Below are 14207 nucleotides of genomic sequence, written 5' to 3'. Positions count from 1 at the left end.
GGGAACGCCATGTCAGAGCATCCCGACTGTGCCCTGGTCCGCCGCGGCTACGAGGCCTTCGGCAAGGGCGACATGGAGACGATGAGCACGTTGCTGACGGCCGATGTCATCCACCACGTGCCGGGCAGCAACCCGTTGTCCGGGCACCACAAGGGGCGGGACAACGTCCTGGACCTCTTCCGTCGCCTCGGCACGGAGACGGACGGCACCTTCCAGGTGGATCTGGAATCGGTGTTGGCGGACGGGCGCGGGCACGTGATGAGTTTCCACACCGTGCGCGCCGACCGTGGTGACCGCGGCATCGAGATCCGCCAGGGGCTCTTCTTCACGATCATCGGCAACAAGATCACCGATATCGACCAGTGCACCGCGGACATCGACGAGGAAGACGTCTTCTGGAGCTGAGCTGCCCCCGTGGGGCCGGGGCCGGGGCCGGCGCGCCACGGGCCCGGGTCGGGGCCCGGTCCGACACCCGGGCCGGGCCCCGACCCGGGCCCGAATCGCGTCAGGCCTGCTTCGGCGCCGCCTGCTGCACGACCTCGAACGACCACACCGTGGACGCGGAAGCCGCCGGCTTCGGCCGCTCGCCGCCACCCTCACCGCCGCCCTGGTGGGCAGCCTTCATCGGGCCCTCCATCCACGCCTGGAAGTCCTCCTCCGAACGCCAGCGCGTGTAGACGAGGTACTGGTCCGTGCCCTCCACCGGGCGCAGCAGCTCGAACCACTCGAAGCCGTCCGAGCTCTCCACCGCCCCGGCCCGGGAGGCGAAGCGCTTCTCCAGGATCTCCCGCTGCTCGGCGGGGACCGTCAGTGCGTTGATCTTTACGACGCTGGGCACAGGACACCTCTCATGGAACGCGGGCCGGGCGGTATGCCCGGCCTCGACGACATGCGTGCAGTTTCCTACATGCGCCCGCACATGCGCCCGCACATCCGCCCGCGGGGACCGCACCGTGGTGCGGTCCCCGCGGGCGTGGTCCTTGCGCCCCACCGGTCCGGAAGCCCGATTCAGGGCTGCGGCGGACGGGTCTGCCCAGGCGTGGGCGGCTCCTTGCCGATCTGCTCGTTGAGCTTCTGCTGCGCCGTGTCGACCTGGCTCTGGTACTTGTTACCGGTCTTCGCGTCGAAAGCGTCTCCCGCCTTCTCGACGCCTTGGCGGGCCTGGTCAGGGTGTCCCTTGATGAGGTCCTTGAGCTTGTCAAGCATGGACATGAGCCGTCCTCTCCACAGAATGCCTGTCCACCTCAGCTTCGCCACGAAGTCCGGTGTCCGCACCTGGAGAGCCCGTCGGTCCCCGGCTCGACCCGGGCGCCCGGGTCGAGGAACGGGCCGCGCGGGTCGCCGGTCCCGCCCGTCCGCGCGATGCCCGTGAGAGCCGCCCGACCCATCCCGTGGGGGATATCGTCGTGCGGGTAATGGAGCGCGGCAGCCAGGCGAAGTCAGGGTTGCGGTCAACATGGCGGGAGGCCGGCGAGGCGTGGCTAACGCGGCAGAGCACAGCGGTGCGAACGGACATGCCGGAGTCATAGGCGATCACGGCAGGCTCGGGGCGGCCCGGCTCCTCCTGTGGGCGCTGGCCGGTGCTCTCGCCGTCAGACAGGCCGTCGTCGTGCTGCGGATGCCACCGGGCGAGTGGCTGAGCGGCTTCCACCTCCCCGGCGGCCTGCCCGGATCGGTCTACGACACCGGCCAGTTCTCCGGCACCCCCTTCGCCGGGCTCGTCCTCAAGCCGCTGGTCGGCCTCGCCGCCCCGTCGCTGGAGGTCGCCTGGACCTGCGTGACGTTGCTGTGCGTCGCCGCCATCGGCCTCGTCGCCGCCCGCGGCCTGCCCGACCCGGTGCCGCGACGCACCGCGCTCCTCGCAGCGCCCGTGCTCACGGCGCTGATGATGGTCTCGCTGCCCGTCCGCGAGGCCGCCTCGCCCGGCCGGACCGCCGTCCTGCCCGTGCTGCTGGTGCTGCTCGCCGTGTTCCGTGTCCCGGGAGAGCGGCCCGCCGGTTTCCTCGTCGGCCTCGCCGCCGCGCTCCAACCCGCACTGCTGCTGTTCGCCCCGCTGCTGTGGCTGACCGGACGCCGCCCCACCGCGCGCACCGCCGCCGTGACCTTCGCCGGAGCCACCGCGCTGTCCTGGGCGGCCATGCCGCGCGACTCGTGGACGTACTGGGTCGAGCACCTGGCCGGTACCGGCCTCGGCGGCGCCCCCGCCGGCCTCGCCAACCAGTCCGTGCACGGCGCGCTGCTGCGCCTCGGCCTGACCGGACCCGCCGAGATCCTGCTCTACGGATCCCTCGCGGCCGCCATCGTCTGGATCGGCCTGCGCCGCGCGGTCCGCTACGCCCGCGACGGCCAGCTGCTGCTCGCCGTCGCGGTCACCGGCTGCGTGGCCGTCGCCGTGTCCCCGACCGGCTGGCGCCACCAGCTGCTCTGGGTGCTCCTCGCCGTCGCCGGCAAGGTGGGCGAGCGGGCCGCCGACCGGCGCGTGTGGCCGGTGGCCGTGGTCCTCGCCATGACCCTGCCGAGCACGATGCTGCTGCCGAACCTGGCCGCGCTGGCCCCCGTACGCGACAACGTGCCGCTGCTCACCGCCGTGGCCGCGGCCTGCGCGGTACCGTTCCTGCACCGCTCGTCGGCGTACTGGCGTCAGCCCGTACCCACCGACTACGGGCAGCCCGCGGTGGCCCGCTGGGCGCGGGTGCCGCTGCTGCCGTTCTGGCGGCGCGTGCTGTCCCGCCCGAACCTGCTGCTGGAACTCCTGCTGATAAGGGTCGGCTACTCGCTCTACTCGCACATCCGGGCCGCCGCGCCCACCAGCCGCAGCCTCGCCGAGGGCAACGGCAGTCAGATCCACGGCATCGAGAAGGCGCTCGCCATCGACATCGAGCACGCCGTGAACCACGCCGTGGTGGACACGCCCTGGCTGGAGGCGTTCTTCAACTTCTACTACACCTCCTTCCACTTCGTCGTCCCGCTGACGATCCTCGCGGTCCTGTACTGGCGGCGCCCCGGCGACTACCGCTGGGCCCGGGCCTCCCTGGGCCTGGCCACCGTCCTGGCGCTCGTCGGTTTCTGGCTCTACCCGCTCGCGCCGCCGCGCCTGATGCCGGGCCTCGGCTTCATCGACACCGTGCACGGGCCGCAGGACCTGGCGAACCCCTCGTACGGGGCCATGACCGCGATCTCCAACCAGTACGCGGCGATGCCCTCGCTGCACTTCGGCTGGTCGCTGTGGTGCGGGATCGTGATCGTGGTGCTGGCGCCCAAGGGCTGGCAGAAGCTGCTCGGGGCGCTGCACCCGCTGATCACGGTGTGCGCGATCGTGGCCACCGCCAACCATTGGGTACTGGACGCCGTGGGCGGGGCCGTGGTCGTGTCCGCCGGCTTCGGGCTCGTGTACGTGTTGTCCGGGCCGCGGGGGCTGCAGCTGAACCTGCCCGAGCAGCGGCAGGGCGCGGGGGCGGAGTCGAGCGAGGGCGAGTCGAGCGAAGGGGAGCTGAAGCTGAGGGCTGGGGCGCGGGCCTCCTCGTAGCGGCGCCGCGGCCGGTCCGGGGCCGGTTCTGGTTCCTTTCCGCCGGGCGCGGCGGCCGGGGCGGTGCCAGCATCGGGTCATGACTGCGAAGCCGATGCGGCCGACGGGGGGCGCGTACGGGGTCGGACCCGACGGGCGTGCCCGGACGCGGGCGGGCTGAGACGTGGGCGACTGGTACCAGCGTCAGATCGTCGAGCCGGGCAAGCAGCCGCTGCTGTGCCTGCTGCTGGGCTTCCTCGGCGCGTTCCTCTTCATCCGGATCAGCGTGCGGTTGATCCGGGCGCAGGTCTCCTGGTGGCCGAAGAACGTCACGCCGGGCGGACTGCACATCCACCACGTGGTGTTCGGCGTGGTCCTGATGATCGTGGGTGGGTTGGGGCTGGCCTCCCCGACCGGGAACAAGTCTCCGTGGGCCGAGATCGACGCGGCGGTCTTCGGCATCGGGACGGCGCTGGTGCTCGACGAGTTCGCGCTGATCCTGCACCTGAAGGACGTGTACTGGTCCGAGGAGGGCCGGCTCTCCGTGGACGCGGTGGTTGTCGGGGCGGCGGCGTGCGGGCTGCTGTTGCTGGGGGCGTCGCCCTTCGGCGTCGACGACGCCTCGGAGAGCGGAACGCGAGCCTCCGGGTGGACGTACATGGTGGTGGTCGCCGTGAACGCGGGCTTCGTGCTGGTGACGCTGGCCAAGGGGAAGATGTTCACCGGGCTGCTGGGGATCCTCGTACCGGTCTTCGCGCTGGTCGGGGCGGTGCGGCTGGCCCGGCCGGGGTCGCCCTGGGCGCGGGCGCGGTATCCCGCCGGGGGGCGGAAGGAACGGCGGGCGCGGGTGCGGGAGGAGAGGGAGGGGTGGCAGCGGCGGGTGCGGGTGCGGGTGTACGACGCGGTTGCGGGGCGGCCGTCCCGGCCGTAGCCGTGGCCGTGGCCCTGGGCGGGGAGGCCGAAGGGGCGCCGGGGCATACGCTGCCCCGGCGCCCCTTCGGCTGGATCGCCGCTGCTTGCCAGGATCACTCCGTTCGGGCCGGACCGCCACTCGAACGGGTGCGGCGCCGTTGCCGGGGGCGCCGCCCCCGGACCCCCGCGCCTCAAACGCCGGCGGGGCTGGAAGAGCGCCTCAAGCGCCGGCGGGGCTGGGGTGGCCGGCGGGGCTGGAAGAGCGCCTCAAGCGCCGGCGGGGCTGGGATGGTCGGCGGGGCTGGGGTGGTCGGTGGGGGCGGAGTGGGTGACGCGGAGTTCCTTGATGCCGTTGAGCCAGGCCGCGCGGAGGCGGCGTGGGGGAGCGTCCGTGAGGTGGAGGTTCGGGAGGGCGTCGGCCAGGGCGTTGAAGATCAGGTCGATCTCCATCACGGCGAGGGACTTGCCGAGGCAGAAGTGCGGCCCGCCGCCGCCGAAGCCCAGGTGGGGGTTGGGGTCGCGGGTGATGTCGAAGACGCCCGGGTTCGTGAAGACCTCGGGGTCGTGGTTGGCGGAGGAGTAGAACATCCCCACCCGGTCGCCCGCCTTGATCTTCTGGCCGCCCAGCTCGGTGTCCTGGGTGGCGGTGCGCTGGAAGGACACCACCGGGGTGGCCCAGCGCACGATCTCCTCGGCGGCGGTCGACGGCCGCGTCGCCTTGTAGAGCTCCCACTGCTCGGGGTGGGTGAGGAAGGCGTGCATGCCGTGGCTGATGGCGTTGCGCGTGGTCTCGTTGCCCGCGACCGCCAGCAGCAGGACGAAGAAGCCGAACTCGTCGGAGCCGAGGTTGCCCTGGCCCTCGGCCGCGACCAGCTGCGTGACGATGTCCTTGGCCGGACACTCCTTGCGCTGCGCGGAGAGGTTCATCGCGTAACCGATGAGCTCCATGGCCGCGTTGGAGCCGACCTCCTCGGTGATCGCGTACTCCGGGTCGTCGTAGGCGATCATCTTGTTCGACCAGTCGAAGATCTTCGCGCGGTCCTTCTGCGGTACGCCGATCAGTTCGGCGATGGCCTGCAGCGGGAGCTCGCACGCCACCTGCGTCACGAAGTCGAAGCTGCCGTCGGCGGCCGTGGCCGCGGCCTCCTCGACGATCTTCCGGGCGCGGTCGCGCAGGGCTTCCTCCAGGCCGCGGATGGCCCGCGGGGTGAAGCCGCGCTGCACGATCTGGCGTACGCGCGTGTGTTCCGGCGGATCCATGTTCAGCATGATCAGGCGCTGGGCATCTATCGCATCACGCTGGATGTGCTCGTTGAAGCGGATGATCGCGGTGTTGGTCGTCGAGGAGAACAGTTCCGGGTGCGTGGAGACGTACTTGACGTCCGCGTGCCGGGTCACTGCCCAGTAGCCCTCGTCGTCGAAGCCGGTGACGCCCCGCCGCTGCGGGCACCACCACACGGGTGCGGTCTGCCGCAGCTGCGCGAACTCCGGGAAGGGGACGCGGCTTTGGAGCAGGTCTGGGTCGGTGGCGTCGAAGCCTTCGGGCAGTGCGGGGCAGGACATCGGGCAACTCCAAAGTCTGACGGACCATCAGAAGTTGGCTTGAAGGTAATAACGAGTTCTAGAAGTGACAAGGGTCGCGGCGCCAACTGTTGCGTGTGGAATCCGTGCAGGGCGCGTGCAAGACCCTTGCGTGCCGGGGCCTCAGGTCATAAGACTGCGGGGAGAACTAGAACGCGTACTAGTTCGGGGCGGGGCGCCGGGACGGCCCGCCGTGCTGACGCAGTGCAGGAGAGGACGAGCTCATGGCCGCGGAACCCGTCATTGTCGAAGCCGTACGCACCCCCATCGGTAAGCGCGGGGGCGCTCTCGCCAACCTCCATCCCGCCTACCTGCTCGGTGAGACCTACCGCGAACTGCTGGCCCGTACCGGAATCCAGCCCGACTGCGTGGAACAGATCGTCGGCGGCACCGTGACGCACGCCGGCGAGCAGTCGATGAACCCCGCCCGCAACGCCTGGCTCGCCATGGGGCTCCCGTACGAGACCGCCGCGACGACGGTGGACTGTCAGTGCGGCAGTTCGCAGCAGGCCAACCACATGGTCGCCAACATGATCTCCGGCGGGGTCATGGACATCGGCATCGCCTGCGGCGTCGAGGCCATGAGCCGTGTGCCGCTCGGGTCCGGATCCAAGCACGGCCCGGGGAAGCCCTTCCCGGACGAGTGGAACGTCGACCTCCCCAACCAGTTCGAGGCCGCCGAGCGGATCGCCCGCCACCGGGGTCTGTCCCGCGAGGACGTCGACCGGCTCGGGCTCCTCTCCCAGGAGCGGGCCGCGGCCGCCTGGGCCGAGGAGCGGTTCAAGCGCGAGACCTTCGCCGTGCAGGTGCCGACGACCGAGGAGGAGCAGGCCGCCGGGCAGGGCATGTGGCGCCTGGTCGACCGGGACGAGGGCCTGCGTGACACCAGCATGGAGGCGCTGGCCCGCCTCAAGCCGGTCATGCCCACCGCCGTGCACACCGCCGGGAACTCCTCGCAGATATCCGACGGCGCCGCCGCGGTGATGTGGGCCTCGCGCAAGATGGCCCGCGCCCTCAAGCTCAAGCCGCGCGCCCGGATCGTCGCCCAGACCCTCGTCGGCGCCGACCCCCACTACCACCTGGACGGGCCCATCGACGCGACGCGGGCCGTGCTCGGCAAGGCCGGGATGTCACTGCGGGACATCGACCTCGTCGAGATCAACGAGGCCTTCGCCTCCGTGGTCCTGTCCTGGGCGCAGGTCTTCGACCAGGACCTGGAGAAGGTCAACGTCAATGGCGGGGGGATCGCGCTCGGCCACCCCGTCGGCGCCACCGGCGCCCGGCTGATCACCACGGCGCTGCACGAGCTGGAGCGCCGTGACAAGGAGTTCGCGCTGATCACCATGTGCGCGGGAGGCGCGCTGGCGACCGGCACGATCATCCAGCGCCTGTGAGGCGCCCCTGAGACCCGTGGGATGGGATGCAGAAGGCCCCGGAGGCCGGACCTGGGGAGGCCGGCCACCGGGGCCTTCGTATGTCTGCGTGCCGCGTACTGCGTGCTGCCTGCTGGTGGCGGCTCAGTACCAGTGGTTGGCGGACCAGAAGTTCCAGGCGCCGACCGGGCTGCCGTAGCGGTCGTTCATGTAGTCCAGGCCCCACTTGATCTGGGTGGCGGGGTTGGTCTTCCAGTCCGCGCCGGCGGAGGCCATCTTCGAGGCCGGGAGGGCCTGGGCCAGGCCGTACGCGCCGGAGGACGGGTTCGTCGCGGTGTGGTTCCAGCCGCTCTCGTGCGAGATGATCTTGTCGAAGGCAGCGAACTGGGCCGGGTCCTTGATCATCTGCTGCGCGATCGCCTTGGCGCTCGTCGGGGCCGCCTGGGCGGGAACCGTGGCGAGCATGGAACCGGCGACACCCAGGGCGACGACGGTGCCCGCGAGGGCCTTCTTGGAAGCGGCGATGCGGCGGATGACGGTGTTGGACACGGAGGAAACCTTCCGACGGGGACAAGGGCGGTCGCACGCATGCCGAAGACATGCGTGAGCCACTCACGCAAAGGAGAGGGGTTCGTCGGCGGCGGTGAAGTACCTGAAGTACCCCTGCCGCCTTGCGACTCATCCAGTTCTACAGACGCCCCGACGGCCTGGCAAAGGTCGCTCCTACTAGCGCTCCTCGCAGCGAGGGGCCGGCCGGGGGCCCCGCACCCCGGCGGCGGACCGGGCCGGAGGCCTACTAGCCGCCCTCGTATGTGACCTGGGCCCTATGGGGCGGGTCACCGGGGGAGGGCCCGAATGTCACCCTCCGCTCCCGTTCGTACCCCTTTCGAGGGCGGGTTCGGGCTCCGCTCCCGTCCCTGGAGCGAAGGAGACGGGGGCCTCGAAGGCGGCTCTACGGGTCGCCCGGCGCAGCGCCTTCAGCAGGGTCGCCCCGAGCGTGAGGGTCAGTACGACCGTCAGCACGGCCCGGCCCAGGTCCCAGCCCATCGAGGTCGCCAGGCAGTACGCGGCGAACCGTGCCAGGTTCGCGGTCACCGGCTCCCCAGGATGGAAGGAGATGCCCTGCCCCATGCCCTGCAGCAGCACCCAGCCCTGCAGATTCATGATCGTGCCGTACGCGAACGCGCCCACGCAGCCGTACGCCGCCAGCATCAGCAGCTCCGCCCGGCCCCGGATCCGCTCCGGGCCCGGCAGCAGCCCGGCCCCCAGCGCGAACCAGCCCATCGCCAGCATCTGGAACGGCATCCACGGCCCGACCCCGCCCGTCAGCAGGGCGGAGGCGAACATCGTCACCGAACCCAGGACGAAGCCGAAGCCGGGACCGAGGACGCGCCCGCTGAGCACCAGCAGGAAGAACATCGGCTCCAGCCCGGCCGTACCCGCGCCCAGCGGTCTCAGCGCCGCGCCCACGGCGGCGAGGACACCGAGCATCGCCACCGCCTTCGCGTCCATGCCGTTGTCGGCGATGGTCGCGACGACCACCGCCACCAGCAGCGGAAGGAGCGCGGCGAAGAGCCAGGGGGCGTCCTGCGAGTGGGCGAGGCCCGACTGGCGGTCGGCGAGCAGCGGCCAGCCGAAGGCGGCGATGCCGATCAGGGTGACGAGGACCAGGGCGACGGCGGCGCGGGGGCCGATACGGACGGGGCGGGTGCGGCGTGCGGGGCGTGCGGGGCTGTTCACCGGGCCGCCTCCGCCGCGTCGAGGGCCTCGGCGACCTGGCGCACCGTGAGCCAGGGGGCCGGGGCCAGGACCTTCGCGACCTGCGGGGCGAAGGCGGGCGAGGAGACGACGACCTCGGCGGTCGGACCGTCCGCGACGACCTCCCCACCGGCCAGGATCACCACGCGGTGGGCCAGCTCGGCCGCCAGCTCCACGTCATGGGTGGCCAGGACGATGGCGTGGCCCTCGGCGGCCAGCCCGCGCAGGATCTCGATCAGGCGGACCTTGGCGGCGTAGTCCAGGCCGCGGGTGGGCTCGTCGAGGAGCAGCAGGGCGGGACGGCCGGTGAGGACCAGCGCCAGGGCGAGGGCCAGGCGCTGGCCCTCGGAGAGATCGCGCGGGTGGACGCCGTCGGGGACGTCCGGAAGCAACGCGGACACGAGGTCCCGGCAGGTGCCGGGGGGCGCGCCGGCGTCGGAGTCGGCGGCGGCACACTCGGCGGCCACCGTGTCGGCGTAGAGGAGGTCGCGGGGTTCCTGCGGGACGAGGCCCACGCGGCGCACCATCTCGGGCGGTGCCGTGCGGTGGGGGGTGCGGCCGCCGACGGTCACCTCGCCGGTGGTGGGGGCGACCGTACCGACGAGCGTGGACAGGAGGGTGGACTTGCCGGCGCCGTTGCGGCCCATGAGGGCGATGGTCTCGCCGGGGGCCACGGTGAGGGTGATGCCGTGCAGGGCCTGGACGCGGCCACGGCGGACGCCGAGGTCGCGGACCGCGGCCGGGGCCGAGCCCGTGCCGGTGGCTGATGCGAGGGCGGTGGCGGGGGCCTGCTTGCCGCGGCGGAGCAGGCGCGCGAGGAGCCCGGGGGCTCCGGCGACGGGGGCTCCGCCCCCGGACCCCCGCGCCTCAAACGCCGGCGAGGCTGAAAGATCGGGGCCCCGCCCCGCGCCCCGCGCCTCGAACGCCGGCGAGGCTGAAAGATCGGGGCTCCGCCCCGCCGCGCCCCGCGCCTCGAACGCCGGCGAGGCTGAAAGGTCGGAGCCCTGGGAAGTGGCGAGTCGGGCCATCAGTGGAGCGGCGCGGCGGCGGGCGTCGCGGATCGACAGGGGGAGCGGGGACCAGCCCGCGAGGCGGCCCAGGGAGACCACCGGCGGGTGGACCGGGGAGACGGCCATGATCTCCGCCGGGGTGCCGATGACCGGAGCCGCGCCCGGCGACGGCAGGAGCAGGACCTGGTCGGCGTACTGGACGACCCGCTCCAGCCGGTGCTCCGCCATCAGCACGGTCGTGCCCAGGTCGTGCACCAGACGCTGGAGGACCGCGAGGACCTCCTCCGCGGCCGCCGGATCCAGCGCGGACGTCGGCTCGTCCAGCACCAGCACCTTGGGGTGCGGGGTGAGGACCGAGCCGATCGCGACCCGCTGCTGCTGGCCGCCCGACAGCGTCGCGATCGGCCGGTCGCGCAACTCGTTCAGGCCCAGCAGGTCCAGGGTCTCCTCCACCCGACGGCGCATCACCGCAGGTGGCAGGCCCAGGGACTCCATGCCGTAGGCCAGCTCGTCCTCCACCGTGTCCGTCACGAAGTGCGCGAGCGGGTCCTGGCCGACCGTGCCGACCACGTCCGCGAGCTCCCGCGGCTTGTGGGTGCGGGTGTCCCGGCCGGCGACCGTGACCCGGCCCCGCAGGGTGCCGCCCGTGAAGTGCGGGACCAGTCCGGAGACCGCCCCCAGCAGGGTGGACTTGCCGACGCCCGACGGGCCGACCAACAGCGTCAGCTCCCCCTCGGGGATCACCAGGTCGACGCCCTGCAGACAGGGGCCGGACGCATCCTCGTAGGTGACCGACACCTGCTCGAAGCGGATCACTGCGACGCCTCCTTGGGCGGTACGGGTGCCACGAAGGCGGGCAGCAGGCCGATCAGGATCGCGGCCGCCGGCCACAGCGGGAGCGTGGGGGCCGTCAGCGGGACCACGCCCGGGTGCAGCGCGGCGGGGTCGACGGAAGCGGCGTGGATCAACAGCGCCACGACGGCCGCGCCCGATCCGGAGACCAGCCAGGCCCGCGCACCCCAGCGGTCGGGCCGGTAGCGGGTCCGTACCGACCTGCGGCCGCCGAGGCGCAGACCCGCGACGGCCAGGGCCGCGCCGGCGCCGAGCACGGGGAGTCCGTACGCGGCGCCCTGCGCGGCGAGCAGGCCGTACGTCCCGGCGCACATGCCGAGCAGGCCGCCGAGGGTGAGGACGTTGGTGGTGTGCCGGACCGCCGGCGGGACCTCGGCCGTGCGGCCGTAGCCGCGGGCGTCCATCGACGCGGCGATCGCGACGGAGCGTTCCAGAGCGCCCTCCAGGACCGGCAGGCCGATCTGGAGGATCGCCTTCACCCCGCCGGTGGGGCGGCCGCGCAGGCGGCGGGCGGTCCGCAGCCGGACGACGTCGGCGACCATGTTCGGCGCGAAGGTCATGGCGACGACGACGGCGACCCCGGCCTCGTACAGGGCGGCCGGGAGGGACTTCAGCAGCCGCGCCGGATTCGCGAGGGCGTTCGCCGCGCCGACGCACACCAGGAGGGCGGCCAGCTTCAGGCCGTCGTAGAACGCGAAGACGAGCTGCTCGGCGGTGACGCGGCCGCCGAAACGGATGCCCTCGGCCCAGGCCGGCAGCGGAACCTCCGGAAGGGAGAACAGGAGGTGCGAGCCGGGGATGGGGGAGCCCAGGAGCATGGAGAAGAGCAGGCGCAGGCCGATGACGAACAGGCCGAGCTTGAGGAAGGCGCCGTAGGAACGGGCCCAAGGAGCGTCGGTGCGGCGGGCCGCGACCACATATCCGGCGACGCCGATGATCAGCCCGAGCAGCAGCGGGTTGGTGGTGCGGGAGGCGGCGGTGGCCAGACCCAGGGCCCACAGCCACCAGGCGCCCGCGTGCAGGGCGGTGGCGCGCACGGCCTGCGGGGGCCGCCACCTTTCGTACGTCGACCGGCGCGGGGCGTCCTGCGCCCCGGCCGGCCTCCGCCGGGCCGGGGGCACGCCGTCGGGTGCGGGCCCGGTGGGGGCGGGTCCGGTGGGGGCGTGCCCGACCGGCCGGCCGGCCGAGGGCGCGCCGGCCGACGGCCCGGTGTCGTGATCCGTCATCGGGTGCGGCGGCGGGACTGCCAGATGCCGGCCGCGGCCAGCACGGCCACCGCGGCGACCCCCGCGAGCAGGCCCGCGGACGGGCCCCCGCCGGAATCCTGCGCGGCGGAGGGCGCCGGGGTCGGGGCGGCGGACTGCGCCGCGCCGTCCGCGACCTGGTCGCCGCACCCCTGCTTCGGATAGCCGGAGATCGCGCACAGCAGTGCCGCGCTGTTGTAGCGCAGCGGCTTGGCGACCGAGGCCAGCGCCTCGGCCGTCGTCGCCCCGGAGGCCACCTGCGCGCAGGCCGTGCGCGGGGCGGCATCGGGCGGGGTGTCGCCCGTCGGGGCGTCCTGCGGGACGCCGAAGTCGATGACGAGCGCCACCCGCTTGCTGCCCTCCGTCGGGGCGGTCGCCCCGCAGACGGCCGCGAAGTCGGCCGCCGCACGGGGCTGGGCCGCCTGCGCCGCCGCGTCCTTGCTCACCGAGAAGCGGAAGCCCTGCACGGAGCCGTCCGCGGGGCGTGCCAGCGACGGCCCCTGGGTGGCGTACGACCAGCCGCCGCCCGCCGAGCCGTCCCAGAACGACCAGTAGCGGTAGCCGGCCGCCAGCGCCGGGGTGGCGGCCAGCAGGGCCAAGGTGATCCCGAGAGCGAGGGCCACGGCGGGCAGGCGGCGGCGCATCAGGACCCGTTCTTCTTCCGACGGCCGCTCAGCAGGATGCCGATGCCGATACCGGCCGCGGCGCCCGCGCCGACGATCCACCACACGTTCTGGCCGCCGGAGGACTTCTCCTTCTTGCCGTCCACCTCGGTCGCCTCGGTGTCCGCACCCTGCGGGGCCGGGCCGGTCGCGTTCAGCGCGGCGACGAGGTCGGTGCCGCCGAAGGACTTCGGGTCGGCGCCGGTCGCGTGCGTGGCGAGGACGAGGGTGCCCAGGGCGGCCGGGCTGCCCTTGGCCCACTCGGCGGAGTTGGTCTCCAGCCACTTCAGCGCGCCCGCCGCCGACTCCTTGTGTCCGGCGGCGGCCAGGGCCAGTACCGCGTCGACGGTGTTGCCGGTGTCGGGGACGGGCTGGTCCGAGCCCGGGGTGACGGCCATGAGGTGGCCGTCCTTCTTCAGGGCCTCGGCCAGGTAGCCGGCCGCGCCCTGGGCGGCGGCCACCGGGTCGGCGGCGTTCGCGGCCGGGCAGGCCAGCGGGGCGGCGGGGGTGTTCTCGGCGGACGGGACGACGGCCGCGCCCTTGCCCAGGCCGGCCAGGGCCGCGGCGGCCGTGGCGTCGGCGTTGGCGACGAGCTTGCCGTCGGCCGGCTGGTACGCGAAAGCGCCCCGGTCGGCGGCCGGCTCGGCGGCGCAGCCCAGCTGGAACGGCAGCAGGCCGTCGAAGGCCGACTTGCCCGCCTTCGACCTGACCTCGGCCGGCTTCTCGCCCGCCACGGACAGGGCGCTGATCACCACGGCGGTGGAGTTGGCGTCGCTGGGGGAGCCGGGCACGTAGCTCCAGCCGCCGTCCTCGTTCTGGACGGACTTCAACCAGTCCACGCTCTTGCGCACGGTCGCGTCGTGGCCGCCGAGCGCCTTGAGCGCCTGCACGGCCGCCGAGGTGGCGTTCGTGTCGTACATCGTGTTCGCGTCGCAGTCGACGGCGACGTTCGCGCGGAAGGAGGCGAAGCCACCGGTCGCGCACTGCTGGCCGACCAGCCAGACCACGGCCTCCCGGGCGGGCTCGACGCCGACCGTGTGCTGGCCGAGCAGTGCGAAGGACTGCCGCCACACACCGTCGTAGGTGGGGTCGGTCTTGCCGTACAGGCCGGAGGGGATGACCGGCGGCGCGGAGGGGGAGGCGGGCGGCGCGGTGTCGGCGAGGGCTGCGGGGGCGGCGCCCACGCAGAGCACGGCGGAGGCGGCGAGCGCGGCTGCGCTACGGCGGACGTTCATCAGGGGGCGGGTGCCTCTCGTACGGGGGAACCGGCAGCAGGCACGCACAGGCACCGGGCTCCGGCTCCGTTTACC

Annotated in this window: 13 protein-coding genes; 4 read left to right on the top strand and 9 right to left on the bottom strand. The window is 73.2% G+C overall.

Features of this window, described 5'->3' with window-relative positions; genetic code table 11:
- Positions 1 to 9: 9 nt before the first annotated feature.
- A complete protein-coding gene (locus OG624_RS13875) occupies positions 10 to 405 on the top strand; it encodes a nuclear transport factor 2 family protein (protein ID WP_033227062.1) in 396 nt (131 codons plus the stop codon).
- Positions 406 to 505: 100 nt separating this feature from the next.
- Here the strand turns inward: OG624_RS13875 and OG624_RS13870 are convergent, their stop codons facing one another.
- Together OG624_RS13870 and OG624_RS13865 are read right to left on the bottom strand one after the other, a co-directional pair.
- The gene (locus OG624_RS13870; protein WP_030715302.1) at positions 506 to 838 is read right to left on the bottom strand and encodes an antibiotic biosynthesis monooxygenase family protein; all 333 of its coding nucleotides are present in this window, start codon (positions 836 to 838) and stop codon (positions 506 to 508) included.
- A gap of 170 nt (positions 839 to 1008) precedes the next feature.
- Positions 1009 to 1212 (bottom strand): antitoxin, encoded by a 204-nt coding sequence (locus OG624_RS13865; protein WP_033227063.1) that lies wholly within the window; start codon positions 1210 to 1212, stop codon positions 1009 to 1011.
- A 244-nt stretch (positions 1213 to 1456) separates the two neighbouring features.
- Here OG624_RS13865 and OG624_RS13860 point away from each other — a divergent pair, with 244 nt between their 5' ends.
- Positions 1457 to 3526: a bifunctional glycosyltransferase 87/phosphatase PAP2 family protein gene (locus tag OG624_RS13860; RefSeq protein WP_371639459.1), complete on the top strand. Its 2070-nt coding sequence runs from the start codon at positions 1457 to 1459 to the stop codon at positions 3524 to 3526.
- A gap of 163 nt (positions 3527 to 3689) precedes the next feature.
- Positions 3690 to 4436 carry a hypothetical protein gene (locus tag OG624_RS13855; RefSeq protein ID WP_326747986.1) on the top strand — a complete coding sequence of 249 codons (747 nt, stop codon included), beginning with the start codon at positions 3690 to 3692 and terminating at the stop codon, positions 4434 to 4436.
- Between the two features lie 248 nt (positions 4437 to 4684).
- Here the strand turns inward: OG624_RS13855 and OG624_RS13850 are convergent, their stop codons facing one another.
- Positions 4685 to 5980 (bottom strand): cytochrome P450, encoded by a 1296-nt coding sequence (locus OG624_RS13850; RefSeq protein ID WP_051764045.1) that lies wholly within the window; start codon positions 5978 to 5980, stop codon positions 4685 to 4687.
- A 242-nt stretch (positions 5981 to 6222) separates the two neighbouring features.
- On the opposite strand from OG624_RS13850, the gene OG624_RS13845 reads away from it, so the two are divergent.
- On the top strand, positions 6223 to 7392 hold the full coding sequence (locus tag OG624_RS13845) for a steroid 3-ketoacyl-CoA thiolase (RefSeq protein WP_030390693.1): 1170 nt from the start codon (positions 6223 to 6225) through the stop codon (positions 7390 to 7392).
- 123 nt (positions 7393 to 7515) lie between these two features.
- Here OG624_RS13845 and OG624_RS13840 read toward each other — a convergent pair whose 3' ends face one another.
- The 6 genes from OG624_RS13840 to OG624_RS13815 all read right to left on the bottom strand — a co-directional run bounded on the left by OG624_RS13840 (position 7516) and on the right by OG624_RS13815 (position 14132).
- Complete coding sequence (locus OG624_RS13840; protein ID WP_030715288.1) at positions 7516 to 7920, bottom strand: transglycosylase SLT domain-containing protein; 405 nt, start codon at positions 7918 to 7920, stop codon at positions 7516 to 7518.
- Positions 7921 to 8229: 309 nt separating this feature from the next.
- Positions 8230 to 9111, bottom strand: a complete 882-nt coding sequence (locus tag OG624_RS13835) for an ECF transporter S component (protein ID WP_371639458.1) — start codon at positions 9109 to 9111, stop codon at positions 8230 to 8232.
- A complete protein-coding gene (locus OG624_RS13830) occupies positions 9108 to 10955 on the bottom strand; it encodes an ABC transporter ATP-binding protein (protein WP_371639457.1) in 1848 nt (615 codons plus the stop codon). The genes OG624_RS13835 and OG624_RS13830 overlap by 4 nt, the downstream gene beginning before the upstream one ends.
- Positions 10952 to 12241, bottom strand: coding sequence for an energy-coupling factor transporter transmembrane protein EcfT (locus OG624_RS13825; RefSeq protein ID WP_371640852.1), 1290 nt, complete (start codon positions 12239 to 12241; stop codon positions 10952 to 10954). The genes OG624_RS13830 and OG624_RS13825 overlap by 4 nt, the downstream gene beginning before the upstream one ends.
- A complete protein-coding gene (locus OG624_RS13820) occupies positions 12214 to 12879 on the bottom strand; it encodes an SCO2322 family protein (protein WP_033227066.1) in 666 nt (221 codons plus the stop codon). The genes OG624_RS13825 and OG624_RS13820 overlap by 28 nt, the downstream gene beginning before the upstream one ends.
- Entirely contained in the window at positions 12879 to 14132 is a 1254-nt protein-coding gene (locus OG624_RS13815) for a prenyltransferase/squalene oxidase repeat-containing protein (protein WP_033227068.1), read from the bottom strand. Before OG624_RS13815 ends, OG624_RS13820 begins: the two co-directional genes overlap by 1 nt.
- Positions 14133 to 14207: the final 75 nt, after the last annotated feature.

Source organism: Streptomyces virginiae, assembly GCF_041432505.1.
Classification (GTDB): domain Bacteria; phylum Actinomycetota; class Actinomycetes; order Streptomycetales; family Streptomycetaceae; genus Streptomyces; species Streptomyces virginiae_A.
The sequence above is the reverse complement of the archived record's forward strand: the minus strand, read 5'-3'. Positions and strand labels throughout refer to the sequence as shown.

Bases quoted from the DNA above. Each gene is read 5' to 3' on its own strand.
- OG624_RS13845 (WP_030390693.1), top strand. From the start codon at position 6,223: ATGGCCGCGGAACCCGTCATTGTCGAAGCCGTACGCACCCCCATCGGT.
- OG624_RS13815 (WP_033227068.1), bottom strand. From the start codon at position 14,132: ATGAACGTCCGCCGTAGCGCAGCCGCGCTCGCCGCCTCCGCCGTGCTC.
- OG624_RS13875 (WP_033227062.1), top strand. From the start codon at position 10: ATGTCAGAGCATCCCGACTGTGCCCTGGTCCGCCGCGGCTACGAGGCC.
- OG624_RS13820 (WP_033227066.1), bottom strand. From the start codon at position 12,879: ATGCGCCGCCGCCTGCCCGCCGTGGCCCTCGCTCTCGGGATCACCTTG.
- OG624_RS13850 (WP_051764045.1), bottom strand. From the start codon at position 5,980: ATGTCCTGCCCCGCACTGCCCGAAGGCTTCGACGCCACCGACCCAGAC.
- OG624_RS13865 (WP_033227063.1), bottom strand. From the start codon at position 1,212: ATGTCCATGCTTGACAAGCTCAAGGACCTCATCAAGGGACACCCTGAC.
- OG624_RS13860 (WP_371639459.1), top strand. From the start codon at position 1,457: ATGGCGGGAGGCCGGCGAGGCGTGGCTAACGCGGCAGAGCACAGCGGT.